At 38.0% G+C, this 21,331-nt stretch carries 22 protein-coding genes, 1 tRNA gene and 1 pseudogene; 20 read left to right on the forward strand and 4 right to left on the reverse strand.

The window, feature by feature from the left end; genetic code table 11:
- Positions 1–29: 29 nt before the first annotated feature.
- The gene (gene cysK / locus I6G50_RS00245) at positions 30–950 is read right to left on the reverse strand and encodes a cysteine synthase A (RefSeq protein ID WP_197908825.1); all 921 of its coding nucleotides are present in this window, start codon (positions 948–950) and stop codon (positions 30–32) included.
- Between the two features lie 197 nt (positions 951–1,147).
- On the opposite strand from cysK, the gene I6G50_RS00250 reads away from it, so the two are divergent.
- On the forward strand, positions 1,148–2,071 hold the full coding sequence (locus I6G50_RS00250) for a LysM peptidoglycan-binding domain-containing protein (RefSeq protein ID WP_197908826.1): 924 nt from the start codon (positions 1,148–1,150) through the stop codon (positions 2,069–2,071).
- A gap of 149 nt (positions 2,072–2,220) precedes the next feature.
- On the opposite strand, the gene I6G50_RS00255 is transcribed toward I6G50_RS00250, so the two are convergent.
- The 3 genes from I6G50_RS00255 to recU all read right to left on the reverse strand — a co-directional run bounded on the left by I6G50_RS00255 (position 2,221) and on the right by recU (position 5,617).
- Positions 2,221–2,847, reverse strand: a complete 627-nt coding sequence (locus I6G50_RS00255) for an MBL fold metallo-hydrolase (RefSeq protein ID WP_197908827.1) — start codon at positions 2,845–2,847, stop codon at positions 2,221–2,223.
- Positions 2,848–2,850: 3 nt separating this feature from the next.
- Complete coding sequence (locus I6G50_RS00260; protein WP_081165209.1) at positions 2,851–4,887, reverse strand: transglycosylase domain-containing protein; 2,037 nt, start codon at positions 4,885–4,887, stop codon at positions 2,851–2,853.
- A 79-nt stretch (positions 4,888–4,966) separates the two neighbouring features.
- Positions 4,967–5,617, reverse strand: coding sequence for a Holliday junction resolvase RecU (gene recU / locus I6G50_RS00265; RefSeq protein WP_003135832.1), 651 nt, complete (start codon positions 5,615–5,617; stop codon positions 4,967–4,969).
- 80 nt (positions 5,618–5,697) lie between these two features.
- Here recU and I6G50_RS00270 point away from each other — a divergent pair.
- From I6G50_RS00270 to greA, 19 genes and pseudogenes are all read left to right on the forward strand, one after another.
- Positions 5,698–6,224, forward strand: a pseudogene (locus tag I6G50_RS00270) (DUF1273 domain-containing protein).
- A 139-nt stretch (positions 6,225–6,363) separates the two neighbouring features.
- A complete protein-coding gene (gene spx / locus I6G50_RS00275) occupies positions 6,364–6,756 on the forward strand; it encodes a transcriptional regulator Spx (protein WP_042753123.1) in 393 nt (130 codons plus the stop codon).
- A 24-nt stretch (positions 6,757–6,780) separates the two neighbouring features.
- Positions 6,781–7,062, forward strand: a complete 282-nt coding sequence (locus I6G50_RS00280) for a UPF0223 family protein (protein ID WP_003135178.1) — start codon at positions 6,781–6,783, stop codon at positions 7,060–7,062.
- Complete coding sequence (locus I6G50_RS00285) at positions 7,028–7,816, forward strand: inositol monophosphatase family protein (RefSeq protein WP_197908828.1); 789 nt, start codon at positions 7,028–7,030, stop codon at positions 7,814–7,816. The genes I6G50_RS00280 and I6G50_RS00285 overlap by 35 nt, the downstream gene beginning before the upstream one ends.
- A gap of 77 nt (positions 7,817–7,893) precedes the next feature.
- Entirely contained in the window at positions 7,894–9,177 is a 1,284-nt protein-coding gene (gene murA, locus I6G50_RS00290) for a UDP-N-acetylglucosamine 1-carboxyvinyltransferase (RefSeq protein ID WP_003135176.1), read from the forward strand.
- Positions 9,170–9,355, forward strand: coding sequence for a DNA-directed RNA polymerase subunit beta (locus I6G50_RS00295; RefSeq protein WP_003135175.1), 186 nt, complete (start codon positions 9,170–9,172; stop codon positions 9,353–9,355). The genes murA and I6G50_RS00295 overlap by 8 nt, the downstream gene beginning before the upstream one ends.
- A 156-nt stretch (positions 9,356–9,511) precedes the next feature.
- Entirely contained in the window at positions 9,512–10,795 is a 1,284-nt protein-coding gene (gene tig / locus I6G50_RS00300; protein ID WP_197908829.1) for a trigger factor, read from the forward strand.
- Between the two features lie 147 nt (positions 10,796–10,942).
- Positions 10,943–11,281, forward strand: coding sequence for an ArsR/SmtB family transcription factor (locus tag I6G50_RS00305; RefSeq protein WP_197908830.1), 339 nt, complete (start codon positions 10,943–10,945; stop codon positions 11,279–11,281).
- A complete protein-coding gene (locus I6G50_RS00310; protein ID WP_197908831.1) occupies positions 11,278–11,955 on the forward strand; it encodes a type 1 glutamine amidotransferase domain-containing protein in 678 nt (225 codons plus the stop codon). The genes I6G50_RS00305 and I6G50_RS00310 overlap by 4 nt, the downstream gene beginning before the upstream one ends.
- Positions 11,955–12,872 (forward strand): NAD-dependent epimerase/dehydratase family protein, encoded by a 918-nt coding sequence (locus tag I6G50_RS00315; RefSeq protein ID WP_197908832.1) that lies wholly within the window; start codon positions 11,955–11,957, stop codon positions 12,870–12,872. Before I6G50_RS00310 ends, I6G50_RS00315 begins: the two co-directional genes overlap by 1 nt.
- 87 nt (positions 12,873–12,959) lie before the next feature.
- Positions 12,960–13,649, forward strand: a complete 690-nt coding sequence (locus I6G50_RS00320) for an HAD family hydrolase (protein WP_197908833.1) — start codon at positions 12,960–12,962, stop codon at positions 13,647–13,649.
- Positions 13,650–13,700: 51 nt separating this feature from the next.
- Positions 13,701–13,772, forward strand: a tRNA-Arg gene (locus I6G50_RS00325).
- A 176-nt stretch (positions 13,773–13,948) separates the two neighbouring features.
- A complete protein-coding gene (gene rnz, locus I6G50_RS00330) occupies positions 13,949–14,881 on the forward strand; it encodes a ribonuclease Z (protein WP_197908834.1) in 933 nt (310 codons plus the stop codon).
- Positions 14,862–15,509 (forward strand): SDR family NAD(P)-dependent oxidoreductase, encoded by a 648-nt coding sequence (locus I6G50_RS00335; RefSeq protein WP_197908835.1) that lies wholly within the window; start codon positions 14,862–14,864, stop codon positions 15,507–15,509. Before rnz ends, I6G50_RS00335 begins: the two co-directional genes overlap by 20 nt.
- A 33-nt stretch (positions 15,510–15,542) precedes the next feature.
- Positions 15,543–17,777 carry a single-stranded-DNA-specific exonuclease RecJ gene (recJ, locus tag I6G50_RS00340; RefSeq protein ID WP_197908836.1) on the forward strand — a complete coding sequence of 745 codons (2,235 nt, stop codon included), beginning with the start codon at positions 15,543–15,545 and terminating at the stop codon, positions 17,775–17,777.
- Entirely contained in the window at positions 17,767–18,279 is a 513-nt protein-coding gene (locus I6G50_RS00345) for an adenine phosphoribosyltransferase (protein WP_003135164.1), read from the forward strand. The genes recJ and I6G50_RS00345 overlap by 11 nt, the downstream gene beginning before the upstream one ends.
- 154 nt (positions 18,280–18,433) lie before the next feature.
- Positions 18,434–18,991 carry a DNA-directed RNA polymerase subunit delta gene (gene rpoE / locus I6G50_RS00350; RefSeq protein WP_003135163.1) on the forward strand — a complete coding sequence of 186 codons (558 nt, stop codon included), beginning with the start codon at positions 18,434–18,436 and terminating at the stop codon, positions 18,989–18,991.
- Between the two features lie 105 nt (positions 18,992–19,096).
- Positions 19,097–20,800: an endolytic transglycosylase MltG gene (mltG, locus tag I6G50_RS00355; RefSeq protein ID WP_197908837.1), complete on the forward strand. Its 1,704-nt coding sequence runs from the start codon at positions 19,097–19,099 to the stop codon at positions 20,798–20,800.
- Positions 20,801–20,825: 25 nt separating this feature from the next.
- On the forward strand, positions 20,826–21,299 hold the full coding sequence (gene greA / locus I6G50_RS00360; protein ID WP_197908838.1) for a transcription elongation factor GreA: 474 nt from the start codon (positions 20,826–20,828) through the stop codon (positions 21,297–21,299).
- The last annotated feature ends 32 nt before the right edge of the window (positions 21,300–21,331 follow it).

Below are 21,331 nucleotides of genomic sequence, written 5' to 3' on the forward strand. Positions count from 1 at the left end.
CAAGGCTTTTTATCATTAGAGTGTGCGTGTTAAAAATCGTATAATTCAGTGGAAAGGTAACGTTCTCCATTATCTGCAGAAAGAGTAAGTACTTTTTTACCTTTACCAAGTTTTTTGGCAACTTCAAGTGCAGCCCAAATGGCAGCACCACTGGAAATACCAACAAGGAAGCCTTGATGGAAACCCACTTCGCGAGCTGTGATAAAGGCTTCTTCAACAGGAACGTCAATAACTTCATCGTAAGAAGATGTATCAAGCGCCTTTGGAATAAAAGGTACACCAATCCCTTGGAGTTTATGGGGTTGAGGTTGGCCGCCGTTAAGAACAGGAGAGCTTGCAGGCTCCACAGCATAGCTTTTAAGATTAGGGTTAGCTCTTTTCAAAACATGGGAAACACCGGAGATGGTGCCACCTGTCCCAGCTCCAGCAACAAAGGCATCTAAACCTGTTTCACCAAAGGCGTCTATGATCTCAACGGCAGTGGTTGCTTCATGGGCAGCCGGATTAGCAGGATTGTCAAACTGAAGGGGAAGGAACCACCCATTTTCTTCAGATAAGCGTTCTGCCGTGGCGATTGCTTCGTTCATACCACCAGCGGCTGGTGTAAGGATAAGCTCAGCACCATAAGCTTGGATAAGTTTACGACGTTCTACAGAGAAAGTTTCAGGCATAACGATAACTACTTTGTAACCCAGAGCAGCACCGACAAAAGCTAGACCAATTCCTGTATTACCCGAAGTTGGTTCAATGATTGTTCCCCCTGCTTTTAAAATGCCATCATGCTCAGCTTGACGTATCATGTTCAGAGCAATACGGTCTTTTACAGAACCACCAGGATTAAATGCTTCAAGCTTGACGTAAACTTCAGCACTGTCCTCAGGAAGATTTTTAAGCTTGAGAATAGGGGTTTGTCCGATAAGCTCAGTGATATTTTCATAAATTTTAGTCATAGAATACTCCTCTTCATTTTCGAATGTTCGTACTTCAATTATAAAACCTACTCTATCAGTTTTCTATAAAAAAAGCGAATGAATGCTATAAAATTATATTATGACAGATTATATAGTTTTACATTGCCCCGTAAATAGTATATACTTAAAATTAATGAATTATTTATTTAATTATTTAATTATGGGGATTTTGTAAAATGAGAACAAAACACAAATTTTTATTTGGTGCAGCAGCTGTTGCACTAACAAGTTTAGGAGCTGTAAAAGCTCAAGCAATGTCCATACAAGACTTGGCGGAAGCAGCAACACCAGTAGCAAATGAGTATGGACTTTATCCATCTGTCATGATCGCACAAGGTATTTTAGAAAGCAGTGCAGGCCAAAGTGCTTTAGCTGTGAACTACAACAACATTTTTGGAGTGAAGTACACTTCAGGAAGCCCAGTTTATCTTCCTACGCAAGAATTTCTTGATGGTCAAATGCACAATGTTGTTGAGCCTTTCCAAGCTTATGATTCAGTTGCTGAGGCCTGTGCAGCTCAAGCTCGTCTTTTGCGTGGATCTTTCTTGTATTCTGGCGTTTGGCGTGAAAACACCAGCTCGTATCAAGATGCAACGGCATGGCTCCAAGGACGTTATGCTACTGATCCAAACTATGCCTCAAAATTAAATGCTCTTATTGCCGAGTATGGTTTGACAGCGTATGACGGAGGTACTGTTACAACGGCTTCAACAACAAGCTATGTTACTACAACTACAACAACCAGCACTAATACAGGAGCTTATGATACACAGTCGTACACAGTGAAAGAAGGAGATACGGTCTCTGCTATTGCTGCCCAATACGGCTTGTCAATGGATGCTGTGCTTGCTCAAAATGGTCTTTCAGCAACAGATCATATTATGATTGGGCAAGTTTTGCAAATTCCTTCAGTTGGCACTTCTACAGATACGTCAACAGTTTCTACTGTGTCAACAAGCACCGTTTCGAGTTCATATACTGTCCAATCGGGTGACACTTTAACATCTATCGCGTCAGTTTACGGGATGACAGCAGACGACCTTGCAGCTATCAATGGCATTACAGGTAATATTTACCCAGGACAAACCTTGTCTGTATAATAAGATTATTTAAAATAGGTATCCTTACCTTAGCTATAAAAGGATATAGAAAACTAAAAAGATCAGAACGCGTACGCATTCTGATCTTTTTTATTAATTTCAAGTCTAGGTTTTTAGGCAAGGATAAACTCAGGCTAAGTTCCTTGACCTTATAGAAAAGGATTATAGATTTTTTCTTGTCCAATAGTCGTAGCAGGTCCATGGCCTGGGTAAACTCTAAAATCATCGGGGAGGGAGAATAATTCATGTTTTATAGAGTGAAGAAGTTGTTCATGATTACCAGTTGGTAGATCTGTTCTTCCAATAGCCCCACCAAAGAGAGCATCGCCAGAAAACACAATTTTTTCTTCATTAAATACTAGGCTAATACCACCCGCTGAGTGCCCCGGTGTATGCCGGATAGAAAAATCTAAGCCCGAAAAGTTATAAGAGATATCGCAATTATAATATTTATCCACAGTGGATTGACAAACTACTGGCTGAGGCATCATCAAAGCCGAAGCGTTGAGCTCAGGGTGGGTTAGCCATTCTTTTTCATTTTCATGCAAAAAGATGAGTGCTTGAGGATAAAGCTTTTTAATACGGTCTAGCCCCATGATATGATCAAAGTGAGCATGGGTCAATAAGATAGCAGCTAAAGGTTTGTCAACCTCTTGCAGTTTGTCAATAATTTTTTCAGGCTGACTGCCTGGGTCAATAAGTAGACTTAAAGCAGAATTGCTCAGGATATAAGCATTTTCCTGAGCAATTTCACTAACGATTTTATCGATTTTCATAAATTAACTTCCTGTTACAGTAAGTTCAGAGCCTTCTTTCACAACATCCGCAGGCATTTGCCAGTCTGCGACAGATGCTGGATCTGGGTAGAGCGAAGTCATCATTGCTTTGAAAACTTTGGCTGCAATATACATATTGTCACCATAGATAGGTTGTAGCTTGTTTTTATATCCCGTCCATACAGCCATTGAATATTGTGGTGTATAACCTACAAAGTTCTCATCTGGGGACATAGAGCCACCTTGAAGCTGTGCTTGGGTAATACCAGCAGTTTCTAGTGCCTGCTGATATTCGGTATCGCTATAGTTGGAAGTCCCGGTTTTACCAGCTTCAGGAAGACCTGGAGTTTGGGCATAAAGTCCTGTTGAAAGGGCTGGGATTGTTCCATCATTACCTTTGACTACCCCTTTGAGGATATCTGTAATGATATAAGCAGTTGAGGATTTCATAGCCCGAACACGCTCAGGCTCATAATTCTTTGTAGAACCATCAGGCATCACTATTTTAGATACATAGTAAGGTTTAGTATAGATGCCATCATTTGAGAAAGCAGCATAGGCTGCTGCCATGCGTTCGGAAGTCGCACCGTATTGTCTATCACTACTTCCTGTATTACTTGAAATACCATTGGAATACGTCATTGTTCCTGGCTCAAAAGTTCCATTACCTTCAGCATCAGTCCCTGTTTGTACCGCATATTTCAGTCCTAATTTATTGGCGAAAGCAGTTGCTTTGTCCAGCCCTACTGCATCTAAAGTCTTAATGGCGGGTATGTTACGTGACAGAGCCAATGCTTGGCGTACAGTGATATTTCCAAGATATTGGTTATCCCAGTTGTTCAGCTGGATATTTTGGGCATCAGGATAAAAGTAAGGACCCGAGTCTGCAATGGTTTGTGCAGTACTCTTGTAAATACCATCGTCAAAGGCGGGGGCATAATCAACTAAAGGTTTCATAGTTGATCCCCAGTCGCGGTCATTGGCTGTGGCTTGATTGAAACCAAAGGCAACAACTTCTTGCTTACGACTACCGATTTGTGCGGCAACCCCTCCCGTTTGTGTATCAATTAGAGTTGAAGCTACTTGAAGCTCATCATCTGTAAAAGGTACAGAGTCATTAGTGTTAACGATATTATACAAATTTTGTTGAGCAGTGCTATCAAGTGTTGTATAAATCTTCAAGCCAGCATTAGCAGCAATGGTTCCAGTTTCTTGATTCGCTTGTTTCATTGCCTCAGAGATAAAATCATTAGCATACTCAGGAATATTTACACTCCCTTTCAACTCTTGAAGTCCATCGTCAATCGGTGTGTTAATCGCTTCGTCTCTTTGTTTTTCGGTGATTTTACCAAAGCGATACATTGAGTTAATCACTAAGTCGCGACGATATTTTGCTGCTTCAGGATTTTTATAAGGGTTATAAGTATTTGGGGCTTGGGGCATGCCTGCCAGTAGGGCGAGTTGTGGAATAGATAACTGAGTTAAAGGTTTATTATAATATGCTTGAGCAGCAGTCCCCATGCCATAGTAACCATTTGCCATATTGACCTTGTTTACATAAGCAGTGAAGATTTGCTCTTTAGACCATTTTTGGTCTAACTGTAAAGCAAGCCAAGCCTCTTGGATTTTAACCTCCATTGTTTGATCAGACGAATCTGTTGAGTAAAATGAAAGTTTAATTAACTGCATATCAAGTGTAGAACCACCTTGGGTATGTCCACCACGTAAGTTGTTCAGTAAAGAACCCGCAATACGGATGGGGTCAACGCCACGAGTGTTGAAGAAGCGATGGTCTTCGATTGAAGTCACGGCATTTACAAGCATAACAGGAATGTTATCGGTCTGCACCAAGTCACGTTGCTCAGCTCCAAGTGTCGCAAGTACTTTTCCCTCTTTATCGTACACAACTGTTGAGGGAGGAGATTCTAGTTTACTCATATCCAATTTGGGAGCATCTTTAGCATAATAGACAAAAAGTGCACCTGCTGCAACAAAAGTAAGAATAACAGCTGAAAAAGTCAGAATTAAAGCCCATTTCAAAGTAGAAATGAGTGATCTTTTGACTACAGTATTTTGATTTGATTTTGTCTTAGATTTTTTACGTTTATTAGTAGGAATTTTAATTCACCTCGCAAAGTTGATTAACGATTTCCAAATAAGGAATTCTAGGAATTTGATTTGAAGAAAGGGGGTAGGCATGTTTCTTGATATAATCAAGAGGAATGGACTTCAACCCCTTTTTCTCATGATAAAAGCTAATCAAATTCTCAGAAGGCAAGTAGTAAGTTTCGCCTAGTGAAGCAAAATGTAAAAGAACAAAGGCAATACCTTTTTGCTCTAAAACTTTTGTCATATGAACAATTTGATGCTCATGAAAGTTTTTTAGTGGAAAACTTGTTTTTTGCTGTGTTTCTTTTGCTTCAAAGTCAATGTATCTTCCGCGATAAACACCAGAATAATCAGTTGTAGAAGCCTGTCTAAAATATGCTTCCGTGATTTTTGCCCGGCTACGTTGAGGATAATCAACTTTAACGATTTGAATGGGTGTGGGTTTCTTATGAATAACAGCGATATTGCGCGACAAATAATAATCGTTTGTTGCATTTATCTCAGCTTCAAAGTTCATACCACGTTTGCCAAATTTTACTGCCGTTTTTGATTTTACCATATTAGAAACATTTTTAGCAGTGTTATGCTCCGTTTTCTTTACAACTTTTTCGTTTGAAAAATGTTTTCCTTGTTTATTTAAACCCTGAGGATATTTCAACATAAGCCTTTTTCCGTTTATTAAATTGTCACTTCTATTGTATAATGTAATTATAGCATATTTTTTACAGGGAAGTGTCGGTTATGAAAACTTTACTTATCACTGGTTACACAGCTTTTGACCTCGGTATTTTTGATGAAAAGATGTAAAAATAACGATTATCAAAAAAGCTTTACAACGCCGCTTGGAAGCTTATTTGGACAATGGTCTTAACTGGGTTATTTTTACGGGAAATTTAGGATTTGAATATTGGGCATTGCAAGTTTCTAAAGAATTACAGAAGGAATATGATTTTTCTATTGCCAGTATTTTTCCTTTCGAAACACATGGAAAAAATTGGAATGAAGCAAATCAAGCTAAGTTGCAAGAATTTAAAGATGTAGATTATGTTAAATATGCTTACGAAGATTATGAAAGTCCCAATCAATTCCGGCAATATAATGATTTCTTGCTGGAGAATTCAGATGGCTCTTTGGTTTTATATGATGAAGAAAATGAAACCAAACTGCATTATATTACGGACAAGATGCAAAAGACATCGAATTATAACATGGAATTGATTAGATTTGAAGATTTACAAGAAATTTGTGATGATATGAACAATGTGTAACATAGACATATATTCTTACACAATAGTAAAAAAATGCACTTTTCTTAATCTCTAAAATTTGGTATAATAAGTTACAAAATAATGGCATTGATCAAGATTTAAAAAATTGTTCACAGCCTAGATAGAATGGGGAAAGAAAGTGGTTGATTTATACTTATCGCCGTCATGCACAAGTTGCCGTAAGGCGCGTGCATGGTTGGACAAACACAGTGTCCCTTATAGGGAACACAACATTCTGACACAGCCGATGACAAATGATGACTTACGTAAAATTTTGTCTAAAACAGAAAACGGAACCGAGGATATTATTTCAATTCGTTCAAAAATATTTCAAAAGCTTGCTTTGGATATTGATGAATTGACGATTAATGAATTAATCAATTTGGTGACAGAGTATCCGAACCTTTTGCGGCGTCCCATCATTACAGATGATCGTTTGTTACAAATTGGATTTAATGAAGACGAGATTCGTGCCTTCTTGCCTCGTCATTATCGTCGCGCAGAAATGAAGCGTGCCGTAAACGAATTTTAAACTGAATAAGGATAGTGGGAAATAATGAAAGCAAATTATCAATATCCACTTGATTTAAGTTGGAGTACTGCTGAAATGACTGCGGTACTCTCTTTTTTAAATCAAGTTGAAAATTTTTATGAAAGTAAAGTTAATCGTGAAGAATTTCTAGAGAGCTATAAAGCTTTTAAGAAGATTGTTCCTTCGAAAATGCAAGAGAAACAACTGGGTCGAGAATTCGAAGAAAACAGTGGTTATTCGCTTTATCGTGCCCTTAAGGAGGTACAAGCTAGTGAAAGACAATACGTTCGCTCTGAAAAAGCTTAAGTACGCGAAGACTTGGGTAAGAGAAGCAGGAGCTTTTCTCCGAGACAATATTCATCAGACTTTGGAAATTTCTCAGAAAAGTAATTTTAGCGACTTAGTCACTAATTTTGATAAAAAAGTTCAAGAAATTATTGTCGAAAAAATAATCAGTGCTTACCCAGAAGATAAAATTTTAGCAGAAGAGTCAGGGAGACACATCGCTACATTTGACCGCTCGAAAGAAAATTTTTGGGTTTTGGATCCGATTGATGGTACTATAAATTTTGTTGTTCAGCAAGATAATTTCGCGGTGATGCTTGCTTATTATGAAAAGGGCCAACCTCAATTTGGCTTGATTCTCAATGTTATGGCAGATAAACTTTATTGGAATAATGCAACACAAGTTTTTTGTAATGATCAGATATTGTCTTATCGTCCTAAAGATCTTGGGGAAAGTTTATTGGCCATAAATTCCATGATTTACCGAAAAAATTATTATCAGCTGACAGATTTTAGTTTAAAAAGTTTAGGTGTGAGGATGATGGGAAGTGCTGGTATGTCTTATGCAGACCTGCTAGAGGGAAAGATAAGTGCTTATTTTAGCCGCTTGCAGCCTTGGGATTATGCCGCGGGAGGTATTCTGACCGAAAAACTGGGTTTTGTGACGAAAACTTTTGAGGGCGAAACACCTAACCTTAAAGACCGACAGTACATTTATAGCCTGCCAAAACAATTCATTCCTCAACTGATACAAGAGACAGACATAATCCTGTAAAGTTGACGAAAAGATTCATTATGCTATAATTTAGAATGTCTTTCATATTAGTTAAAGAAAATTATAGGAATGTATAAATGGATAAAATAATTGTCAAGGGTGGAAACACACGCCTTAAAGGAACTGTAGAAATTGAAGGAGCAAAAAATGCTGTTCTGCCTTTGCTTGCAGCGACACTTTTGCCAAGTGAAGGAGAAATCATCCTTCGCAATGTTCCGATATTGAGTGATGTTTATATGATGAATAACTTAGTGGATCATCTTGGTGTTGACTTGGAGTTTTCAGAAGAAAGCAAAACAGTTCATGCCCAAGCAGCTGCTAAAGTTAAAACAAAAGCACCTTATGAATTTGTAAGTAAAATGCGTGCTTCCATTGTGGTGATGGGTCCAATTCTTGCGCGGAATGGCCATGCTCGCGTTTCAATGCCTGGAGGCTGTTCTATTGGCTCTCGTCCTATTGATCTTCACTTGCGTGGTTTTGAATTAATGGGTGCTGAAATTACACAAGAAGCGGGTTATATCGAAGCAAAAGCTGAAAAGCTTCGTGGTGCGCACATCTATTTAGACTTTCCATCGGTGGGAGCAACACAAAACTTGATGATGGCAGCTACTTTAGCAGAAGGAACAACCACTTTGGAAAATGCTGCGCGCGAACCAGAGATTGTCGATCTTGCTAACTGGCTCAATAAAATGGGCGCGAATGTTAAAGGCGCGGGAACAGACACTATCATCATCAAAGGTGTAGAAAAAATGCACGGTGCAAACCACGCTGTTGTTCAAGACCGTATCGAAGCAGGTACTTTTATGGTAGCGGCAGCCATGACACAAGGTGATGTTTTAATTAAGGATGCAGTACGCGAGCATAACCGACCATTGATTTCAAAATTGATTGAAATGGGAGTGGAATTTGTTCAAGAAGATGAAGGACTCCGTGTTATTGGCCCTAAAGTTTTGAAACCAACAAATGTCAAAACTTTACCGCATCCAGGTTTTCCAACAGATATGCAATCCCAAATGACTGCTGTTCAAGCGATAGCAAATGGCGAATCAACTATGATTGAAACTGTCTTTGAGAACCGTTTCCAACATTTAGAAGAAATGCGTCGTATGGGATTGACTGTTGATATTACACGTAATACAGCGATTATCCAAGGCACTCGTAAATTACAAGGTGCACAAGTTAAATCCACAGATTTACGTGCCAGTGCGGCCTTAATCTTACTAGGTATGGTGGCCCAAGGTCAAACGACGGTTCGTAAACTGAATCACCTTGACCGTGGATATTACCAATTCCACAATAAATTGAAATCACTCGGAGCAGATATTGAACGTGTTCCAGAACTTGAGGAAATCGATGATTAAAAAAACGATTAAAGTATTAGGCATCCGCCTTTCATTGGTCTTTTTAGTACTTGTTCTTGTCCTTATAGCAGCAGCAACTGGTTTAATGCTAGGTTATGGTGTTCTTGGGGGAGGTCAAGCGACTCGTGTTTTTAGTGGGAATTTATGGCAAGATGTCATACAACGTTTAAATCCATAGAAGGGTTTGCTTTAGCAAGCTCTTTTTTATTACCAAATACGAAGTAAAGAGCGAAAAACTAACTGCTCAAAAAGTTGAATTAACACAGTTTTTATGCTATTCTAGAAAGGTATGAAATTTCTGAGCTCAAGGCTCATAAATAAGGAGAAATAATTAATGACTGCAAGTTTTGAAAAAACTGGTGTGAACACTGGTACACTCTCATTTTCAATTGACCAAGAAACAATCAAAGACGGTCTTGACAAAGCTTTCAATAAAGTAAAAGGTAATATCTCAGTTCCTGGTTTCCGTAAAGGTAAAATCAGCCGTCAAATGTTTAACCGTATGTACGGTGAAGAAGCTCTCTTTGAAGAAGCTTTAAACGCTGTATTGCCAACTGCTTATGATGCGGCTGTAAAAGAAGCAGGTATTGAACCTGTTGCTCAACCAAAAATTGATGTAACTAAAATGGAAAAAGGTTCTGAATGGGAATTGACAGCTGAAGTTACTGTTAAACCTGAAGTAGAACTTGGCGATTACAAAAACTTGGAAGTTTCAGTAGAAGCAACTAAAGAAGTTACTGATGAAGAAGTTGAAGCTCGCTTGACTCAAGAACAAAGCAACTTAGCTGAATTGACTGTTAAAGAAGATAAAGCTGAAAATGGTGACACAGTTGTAATTGACTTCGTTGGTTCTATTGACGGTGTTGAATTTGAAGGTGGAAAAGGTGCAAACCACAGCCTTGAACTTGGATCAGGTCAATTTATCCCTGGCTTTGAAGAACAACTTGTAGGAACTTCAGCTGGAGAAGAAATCGACGTTAAAGTAACTTTCCCAGAAGACTACCAAGCGGCTGATCTTGCAGGAAAAGAAGCAGTATTTGCAACTAAAGTTAGTGAAGTTAAAGCTAAAGAAGTTCCAGAACTTGATGACGAGTTGGCTAAAGATATTGACGAAGAAGTTGAAACTTTGGACGAACTCAAAGCTAAATTCCGTAAAGAACTTGAAACAGCGAAAGAAGAAGCTTACAACGATACTGTTGAAACAGCAGCTATCGAAACAGCCGTAGCTAATGCTGAAATCAAAGAAATTCCTGAAGAAATGATTCACGAAGAAGTTCACCGCGCAATGAACGAATTCCTTGGTGGTATGCAACAACAAGGTATTTCTCCAGAAATGTACTTCCAAATTACAGGTACAACTGAAGAACAATTGCACGAACAATACCAAGCAGATGCTGCTAAACGTGTTCGTACAAACCTCGTTATTGAAGCTATTGCAGCTGCTGAAAACTTTGAAACTTCAGATGAAGAAGTTAAAGCTGAAATTGCAGAATTGGCTGAACAATACAACATGCCAGTTGAGCAAGTTGAAAAACTTCTTCCAGTTGATATGCTCCAACACGACATCTCAATGAAGAAAGCTGTTGAAGCAATCACAGGTTCTGTAAAAGTTAAATAATAACTCTTCTGATAAATAAAAAATCATATCAATGCTGACTGTAGTCTTGCTTGATATGATTTTTTTTATACTTCAAAACCCTTTTATTGATTATTTTCAAAATTAATGGTTTAATAGTTTAAAAATATAAACCATTAAGGGGGGAGTATGGAAAAATTTGATAATTTGAAAAAAGAGCTTCATGAAGTAGGAGATTTCTTGATTGCTCTGGGGGATGAGAAAAGACAAGCGATTATCATTAAGCTCCTAGAAGAAAGCGATTGTAATGGAATTCAAGTGGGAGATTTGACTGAAGCGACAGGTTTATCTCGCCCAGCAATTTCACATCACTTGAAAATTTTGAAACAAGCAAAGATAGTCAATTATCACTCAGAGGGAACAAGAAATTTCTATTATCTTGATCATAATACTTCAGAAATCGCGAAATTACAACACTTTTTAGACGAGGTAACAGTCATCATGGAGAAGGTAGGTGAAGATAAGTGAAGAAAATCTTAATTGTTGAAACAAATATTAGCAGATATAAAGGAACAAATGAAGCGACAGGGCTTTGGCTAGGGGAGAGTGCGGAGTTTGTAGATGAGCTACAAAAAAATGGTTTTGCTTATGATTTTGTTAGCCCCCAAGGTGGGTATGTACCGCTTGACCCAAGAAGCATGAAATATATGGATGATGCAATCTGGAAAATCTATGAAGACCAGGATTTTACAGATAGAGCTTTGAAAAATACATTGAAACCAAAACAAGTTAATCCAGATGAATATGTAGCCCTTTATTTTACAGGTGGTCATGGCGTGATGTGGGATTTTCCAGATAACTCAGAAATTCAAAGTATAGCCACTTCTATATATAAAAATAATGGCTACTTAGTGTCTGTTTGTCATGGTGTAGCAGGACTATTTAACCTCAAAGATGAAGACGGTAAGTATATTATTTCAGATAAAAATATAACAGGATTTACTACAGCAGAGGAGCGTATTGCAGGAAAGAAAAAAATCGTACCCTTCCTGAATGAAAAGATGGCCAAAGAGCACGGAGCGACTTGGAATAAAAAAAGATTTTATACAGATTATGCAATAAAAGATGGGAAAATAATTACAGGCCAGAATCCTTTTTCTGTACGCTCTGTCGCTAAAATTCTTATAAAGGAAATAAGTTAATGCAAACAATACTCGGTAGTAATGGCCAGATTGGTCAAGAGCTAGCTAAAGAATTATATAAAAATTATACAAAAGAACTCAGACTTGTCAGTAGAAAGCCCCAAAAAGTAAATGAGAGCGACCAGCTATACCCAGCAAATTTACTTAACTTTTCTGAAGCCAGTGCTGCAATAGCAGGTAGTGAGATAGTTTACTTTACTGTTGGGCTTCCTATGAATTCAGTAATGTGGGAGCAACAGTTTCCAATCATAATGAAAAACGTTCTGGAAGCCTGTAAAATTCATCAAAGCAAATTAGTTTTCTTTGACAATACTTATATGTATCCGAAGAATTCAGAAATTCAATATGAAGACACAATATTTGCGCCAAAAGGAAGAAAATCAAAAGTACGGGCATGTCTAGCAGAAATGGTGCTTAAAGCAATTGAAGACAAGGAAGTGAATGCCCTTATCTGTCGTGCACCAGAATTTTATGGGCCAGATAATACTCAAAGTATAACAAACACAATGGTTTTCAATGCTATCAAGCAAAACAGGAAAATTAAAGTTCCGATTACTGAACAGAGTCTAAGGACATTAATTTGGACACCTGATGCAAGTCGAGCAATGGCTTTAATTGCAAATCAAGAGGACACCTATGGCCAAACTTGGCATTTGCCTTGTGATCGTAGCTTGACTTATGAAGAAATAATCAAGCTGTCTGAAAAAGTGGAAGGGAAAGGTTTAAACTACTCAATCATCAAAATGTGGCAATTTAAGTTAGCCAGTATTTTTAGTAAGAAAGCAAAAGAATTACAAGAGCTTCTTCCGCGATATGATGTGGATAATCTTTTCAATTCAGATAAATTCCAAACACGCTTTCCAGAGTTCCACATCACAAGTTTTGAAACGGGAATACAACGAATCCTTAGGGGTTGACTCCCTTACTTTCAGTGTTTAATTAATTTGATATAAAGAAGTGAAAGTGATAAACTTTTAAGGGAGTGGAAAGAGAGGTTTTAGACTATGGAGAAGGTAAAAAATATTATTTTTGACTGGGATAATACTCTTTTTCCTTTTAAGAAATACTGGGAGATTGCACATCGTAGAGTTTTTTTAGATTTGATTGACTTCGGTGCTGAATTTTCAATAGATGATTTTATGCAGAAATATCGGGAGTTTGATGAGCAATTGTGGCCCCAAGTGCATGAAGGTAAGATGACCATTGAGCAGTTGCGTGAAGAGCGTGTACGGTTGGTTCTGGATTACTATGCCATTGACTATAAAGAAAACTTCATCCGTTTGTTTTTTGATATTTTTCTTACCACCTTGCTTGAAGAAATAAGTGTTGACCAAGCCCTACTACACCGAGTAAAGGAACTGTCAAAGGATTATAATATTGTAATCTTAAGTAATGGAGAAAGTTGGGAGCAGCGGGAAAAAATTAAGCGGTTTGGTTTTGAAAACTTGTTTCCAGTTTATATTTCAGCTGAAACAGGTTTGACTAAACCTGATCCTCAAGCTTTCCATAATATACTGGAAAAAGAAGGCTTTATGCGTGAGGAAACGCTCATGGTGGGGGACTTACTTGAACATGATATTGTTCCTGCTCAAGAAATTGGATTATTAACAGCTTATATTGGTAAGGAGAAAAATTCTATTGCAGATAAGAGTTATAAAGATATTAATGCTTTTTTAGAGGAATTCTTGAAATAAGAAGACTTGAAATTTCTTCACATTTCCTGTAAAATGATAGAGTTATCAGTGCCGTCTGTAGTGTAATGGATATCACGCAAGATTCCGGTTCTTGCGATGGGGGTTCGATTCCCTCCAGACGGATAAATTTTTTGTTTTGAGCGCTGTAAAACATTGTGAGCTGCACAATGTTTTTTACATTCTGACTTCGTTTTCTTCCATAGTAAGAGAGTGAGTAAAAAGCTGTCAAGATAAGAAATGTTTTTTATTTGAGTGCATAAGCAGATATGAAATACTACAAATAGAATATTGAGGAAAATATGGATATTCAATTCTTAGGTACAGGTGCGGGACAACCTTCACGAACGAGAAAAACACAGTCTATTGCTTTAAAAATGCTTGATGAGCGTAATGAAATATGGCTTTTTGATTGTGGAGAAGCGACACAACACCAAATTTTAGAGACATCAATTAAACCACGAAAAATTACCAAAATCTTTATTACTCATCTCCACGGAGATCATATATTTGGACTCCCAGGATTTCTATCCAGCCGTTCTTTTCAGGGGTCAAGTAAAGATGAGGAGCATACAGACATAGAGTTATATGGTCCAAAGGGTTTGAAAGACTTCGTGCGAACAGCTTTACGGATGTCTGGATCGCGTCTTGGATATAAAATATATTTTCATGAAATCGATACTGCTGGCAAAATCTTTGAAGATGATACGTTTGAAGTTTATGCCGACACTCTCGACCATACCATCTTTTGTTTAGGCTATCGTGTAGTAGAAAAAGACCGAGCGGGCGAGTTAGATGCAGCAGCTTTGAAGGCGGCAGGTTTGCCTTTTGGCCCACTCTTTGGCAAAATTAAGAAGGGAGAAGCTGTAGAGCATGAGGGAAAAGTTTTCCTTCCAGAGGATTATATCGGTGCGGATAAGCGTGGAAAAGTAGTAACTATACTTGGTGACACAAGAAGGACTCCCAGTGCTGTTCGTCTCGCGGTTGGAGCTGATCTTTTAGTACATGAGGCAACTTATGAAGCAAAAGAGTCAAAGATGGCACGTAAGCATGGGCATTCCACTTCGAAGCAGGCTGCAGATGTAGCCCAAGAAGCAGGGGTAAAACGTTTAATCTTGACACATATTAGCGCCCGCTATGTCGGTCCACTCGTAGCTCAACTTGCTCAAGAAGCCCGAGCAATTCATGCCAACTCTTATATTGCAAAAGATTTTTATGAAGAAAAAATTGATTAAACGAAATATAGTTATAACCGGAGCTAGTGGTGATATTGCTCAGGCATTAATCCAACGACTGCAAAATGATAATCTCTTTTTGCTTAGCCGCTCGTTACCTCAACCAGAATTGCCTGAAAGAATAGATATACTTATTAATAATGCGGGTTTTGGTCAGTTTGAGCGCCTCGAAAATCTAACAGATGAGCAGATTGAAGAAATGTTTAAAGTGAACACTCTCGATTTGATAAAATTAACGCGCGATTTGCAGCCTCAGCTTCAGTTAATCAATATTGCATCAATAGCTGGGAAGCTTCCAACAGCGAAATCAACTGTTTATGCAGCATCAAAAGCTGCAGTATTAGCTTTTTCAGATGCACTACGTTTAGAAAATCCAAAGTTAATAGTGACAACGGTGAATACTGGTCCTGTCAAAACAAAGTTTCATAAAAACAACAAAGCTTACCTAGAAAAAGTAGGAAAAAATGCTATCAGTGCAGAATATGTTGCAAGGAAAATTGAAAAAATACTAGGAAAAAACAAAAGAGAAATGAACTTACCCCTTCAACTCGCCGCAGTTGCAAAACTACGCGCGGTTTTCCCAGCTTTTGTGGATTATATAAGCAATAAGTTTTTCAATTATAAGTAAGTTTTTCAAGAGCTAAGGCTAAATGGAGGAGACTTGATTAAATCAAAATATATATGGAAATTAACTGAAACTGAATTACCCGAAGAATTTCTTAAGTTAAGTAAAAAGTATAAATTAGATGTATTAACAGCACAGATCCTATGGCAACGTGGCATAAAAGAAGAAACAGAAATCCAAGCTTTTCTGAATCCCGCTCTTCAAAAGCTACATGATCCTTTTTTGTTGCATGATATGGATAAAGCAGTCAAAAGAATATTAGCAGCAATCGAAAATGGTCAGAATATCTTGATTTATGGTGACTATGATGCTGATGGGATGACTGCCAGTTCTGTGATGAAGTCGGCACTTGATGAGTTAGGAGCTGAGACGCAGGTTTACTTGCCTAATCGATTTACAGATGGTTATGGCCCAAACCTTGATGTTTATAAATATTTCATTCAAAATGAAGATATCGACTTGATTATTACGGTTGACAATGGTGTGGCAGGACATGAAGCGATTGCCTATGCGCAAAGTGAAGGAATTGATGTTATCGTAACAGATCATCATAGTATGCCTTCCGAGTTACCGAATGCTTATGCCATCGTCCATCCTGAACATCCAGAATCAAACTATCCCTTTAAATATCTGGCAGGTGTTGGTGTGGCATTTAAAGTAGCAACGGCACTCCTCGACTATATTCCCTCAGATATGCTGGATCTCGTTGCTATTGGTACAATTGCAGATATGGTCAGCCTCACAGATGAAAACAGAATTTTAGTTAGTCATGGTCTTAAAGTCCTGGCTAATACTGAACGGGCTGGGTTGATGGAACTGATGAGGATTTCGGGAACTGACTTTGATCAAGTCAATGAGGAGACCGTCGGTTTTCAAATCGCACCTCGTCTCAATGCTTTAGGCCGTTTAGATGATCCCAATCCTGCTATTGAATTATTGACAGGCTGGGATGAGGAAGCGGCAACAGAGATTGCTCAGATGATCGATGAAAAAAATAGCGAGCGTAAAGCTATTGTAGAAAATATCTTTAATCAGGCCCTAACCATGATAACAGATGAACCAGTCCAAATACTTTATCATAAAGACTGGCATAAAGGTGTACTTGGTATTGTTGCAGGGCGTTTGCTGGAGCGATTTCATAAGCCTATGGTTCTTCTCTCAGAAGAAGATGGCATACTTCGAGGCTCGGCTCGTTCAATTGAAAGTTACAATATATTTGAAGCACTTGATGGGCATCGGGATTTATTTATGGCTTTTGGAGGTCACAAGCAGGCTGCTGGTATGACTTTTGCTCTTGAAAATCTTGATGCTATTAAACAAGTAATGTTGGATTTTATCTTAGAAAATAATATTGATATGTCAGGCAAGAGTGAGTTGGAACTGCAAGGAAAACTTCAATTTGACCAAATCAGTCTCGAAACGATTCATGGTTTAGCTAAGCTTGCACCTTATGGTATGGATAATCCTAAACCACACTTCCTTATTAGTGACTATAAAGTTGATCAGGTACGGAGTATGGGCAAGGACAACAGTCACTTAAAACTTAAATTAGACCAAAAAGGCCAATCCCTCGATGCAGTATACTTTGGGCATGGGTCTGAGAGCTTAGAGTTTGAGCAAAGCGATACAGAACTTGTAGGTACTCTGTCTAGCAATACATGGAATGGTAATACGACAGTCCAAGTGATGGTTGCTGATGCAAGAGTAAATGGAATCGAACTGTTAGATATCCGAAGTCGGCAAATTGATTTACCCAAAAATACAATACGTTTTGTCCATAATGAAGTGAAAAATGGTACAATAGAAGAAGTGCTTATTATTGAAGATGCCCCAACAGATAAGGTAGCCTTATCTGCTTTAGCTAAATTAATACATGAGCAAGATTTTGAATTGATTTATTTTAAAAATACAATCAAGAAAAATTATTATCTGACAGGTTCAGGATCCCGTGAGCAATTTGCTCGCTTCTACAAGGCGATTTATCAGTATCCGGAATTTGATATTCGCTTTAAACTGAAAGATTTAGCAGATTTTTTGAAAATACCCGATATTTTACTCGTGAAAATGATTCAAATTTTTGAAGAATTGAACTTTGTGACGATTGAAAACGGTATGATGAGCGTAAATAAAGCAGCTGAAAAACGAGAGATTTCTGAGAGTAGCATTTATCAAGAACTTCAAGAAATCGTGAAATTTCAAGAGCTTTTCGCTTTATCACCTGTCAAAGAAATTTATAAAAAATTAAAAGAGGAAGATGCACATGCAACTTAAAGATTACATTGCAACGATTGAAAATTATCCAACAGAAGGTATCGTTTTCCGCGATATCTCACCACTTATGGCTGATGGAAATGCCTACAATTACGCAGTTACCGAAATCGTGCAATATGCACGTGATAAAGAAATTGATGTGATAGTTGGCCCAGAAGCGCGTGGTTTCATCGTGGGATGTCCAGTTGCTTTTGCACTTGGAGTAGGTTTTGCTCCTGTTCGTAAACCAGGAAAATTACCGCGTGAAGTTATTTCTGCAGACTACGAAAAAGAATATGGAACAGACACTTTGACAATGCATGCCGACTCTATCAAACCAGGACAACGTGTCTTGATTGTGGATGATTTGTTGGCAACAGGTGGAACAGTCAAAGCGACTATCGAAATGATTGAGCGACTTGGCGGTATTGTTGTTGGTTGTGCTTTCTTTATCGAGCTTGATGAGCTTAAGGGTCGTGAAAAACTTGGTAATTACGATTATAAAGTTCTGATGCATTACTAAAAAGCTTAAGAGAAGGTCTAAATGGACCTTCTCTAGTACTGATATTTATAGAAAAGTTACTAAATATTAAACTGGTTAAATGCGTTTACATATTGACAATGAAGCGAATTTAATATAATATAGAAAAAGAAAATCTGAAAGAGAGCAAAAAAGTTTGAAAATTGAAGCATTACAAGGACAAAAAATCGAAGAACTTTCAATGATTGAAGTTGCTCATGCAATTTTGGAACAAAATGGTAAGGAGATGGCTTTCGCTGAAATCTTGAACACTGTCCAAGATTACCTAGAAAAGTCTGATAACGAGATTAAAGCCACAATTGCACGTTTTTATACAGAAATGAATACGGATGGAAGCTTTATTCCATTGGGAAATAACGTTTGGGCCCTTCGCTCATGGTATGCTATTGACGAAATCGACGAAGAAGTTATCGCTCTTGATGAAATCGATGATGACGAAGAAAAGACAACGAAAAAACGTACAAAAGTTAATGCGTTTGGTATTGAAGATGAAGTGGACCCTGAAGATGAACACATCGATAAAGGTAACGAATCTGACGATATGACTTATGATGATGAGAATCCAGACGATGAGAAAGACGAAGTTCAAGCTTATGATGCTGAACTTGCTGAAGTTGAACTGGACAATGTGGATGAAGACGTCGAAATCGATGAAGATGATGACGATGAAGACGACGACTCAGAAGATAACTAAAATCTAAAAGAGTGAGGTCCTTGACCTCGCTTTTGTGAATATTACCCAACAAACTTGCGTTTTATCTTTTATTTGTAAGCTAAAACGTGATAAGGAGGATTAACCTTGGTAGATAAAGATACGGAGAAGTTTTCGAGAGAAAGTTTCAAAGACAAGATCTTACGTGAACTTGAAGAAGGCAATCGAGCAAACACGGACGGGACTTTTGAAAACTATGCCCGTGAGTCCAACAAAGAACTTGCTTCATCCCACAGTAGACGTACCCGCCGGGAACGGACAGATTTTTCAGAATTTAAACGCCCTACGACATTTAAATTAACTGAAGAGTTAGAGGACTCTGGAGTTGAAAAAGAAGTAGAGGCTTCAGAATTATCCGATACATCATCAAGCACGACTTTTGAAGAAACTATAGCCGAAACGAGTGAAGAAGAGCGTCCAGATTTTGCAACCATTCGTGAACAGATGCTGGAAGCTAGTCAAGGTCAAAACTATTCGCGTCTGAAACGTAAGGAAAAAGTAGCCGAAGATTTTGATGAAGACTTTGATAAAGAATCAGAAATTATTCCCAAAGCTGTGCCAGAGGAAAAGGAACAAAATAGACACAGAAATCGCCGTTCAGAAGCACATAATGAAGAAGCTACTGAGAAATCGCTGAGAAAGCCTAAGAAATCAAAATCGAGGAAGAAAGTTACCTCGGGTAAGATTATCGCCGTTATCGTTGTGGTCTTACTCTTAGCTGCTGCCGGCACAGGATTTTATGGTTATACTTTTATTAGAGACGGAGTACAACCTCTTAATACCGCAGATACTTCAAAGCGAGCGATTAATATTCCAGTAGGTGCGAGTAGCAAACAAATTGGTGATATTTTACAAAGAGAAAGTATCATCAAAAACGGAATGGTTTTTCAATACTATACGAAGTTTAAAAACTTTAGTGGTTTCAAGAGCGGTTACTACAATCTTTCACCAAGTATGTCCCTGTCTGACATAGCGTCTTTACTGGAGCAAGGCGGAACTGAGCATCCCGTAGAGCCAACTTTGGGTAAAATTCTGATTCCAGAAGGCTACACACTTGAACAAATTGCTCAGGCTGTTACCGTAAATTCAGACAGTAAAAATGATAAAACTCCTTTTACAAAAGATGAATTTATGAAGAAGGTACAGGATCAAGCTTTTATTGAGAAAATGAAAAAACAGTATCCTAAACTTCTTGCAAGCTTACCAGCAAAAGACAGTGGAGTTAAATATCAGCTTGAAGGTTACCTCTTCCCGGCAACTTATGAATACAGTAAAAAAACAACTGTTGAAAGCTTGATTGAAACCATGCTTTCAACAACAAATACGCAGCTTGAACCACTCTATGCACAAATGGAAGCAGCAAAACTCTCAGTCAATGATACTCTGAGCTTAGCGGCCATTGTGGAAAAAGAAGCAAACAGTGATGATGACCGTCGTAATGTGGCACAAGTCTTCTTTAACCGCCTTAACTTAGGCATGACTTTGGATTCAAATACAGGTATCTTTTATGCTGAAGGAAAATTAGGTAAAGATACTTCACTGGATCAACAAGCGGCTATTAATACACAGTTGGATTCACCGTTCAATACATACTTGTATCAAGGAATGGGTCCTGGGCCTATAGTTAGTCCAAGTTTGTCAGCAATTAAAGCGGTCTTGAATCCCACTGCAAACGATTATCTTTACTTTGTCGCAGATACAGAAGGTAAAATTTACTTCGCACAGACACTTGAAGAACAAAATATCAATGTTCAAAAGTATGTCAATGATGCAATTGCAGCTGGTAATTAATTAGATTTTAAAAAAGGATAAAAAAATGGTAGAAAAAACGTTCCCTATGACCAAAGAAGGTCTGGAAAAACTAGAACAAGAATTAGATAACCTTAAATTGGTTAAGCGTCCAGAAGTTGTTGAACGTATCAAAATTGCACGTAGCTATGGCGATCTTTCAGAAAACTCAGAATATGAAGCAGCTAAAGATGAACAAGCATTTATCGAAGGCCGTATCTCAACTGTAGAAACAATGATTCGCTATGCTGAAATCGTTGATAATGCTAATATCGACAAAAATGAAGTTGCACTAGGTAAAGCCGTTATTTTCCAAGAAATTGGGGATGACGAAGAAGAAGAATACCAAATCGTGGGTACTGCGGAAGCAGATCCATTCTCAGGTAAAATTTCAAATGAGTCACCAATTGCTCAAGCTTTGATTGGTCGTAAAGTCGGTGATGTGGTTAAAATTCCACTTCCAATGGGTGAAATTGAAGTCAAGATCATTGACGTAAAATAAAATAAAAAAAGTTTGTCCATGAGGGACACTTT

It is taken from the genome of Lactococcus garvieae, assembly GCF_016027715.1.
Taxonomy (GTDB): Bacteria; Bacillota; Bacilli; order Lactobacillales; family Streptococcaceae; genus Lactococcus; species Lactococcus garvieae_A.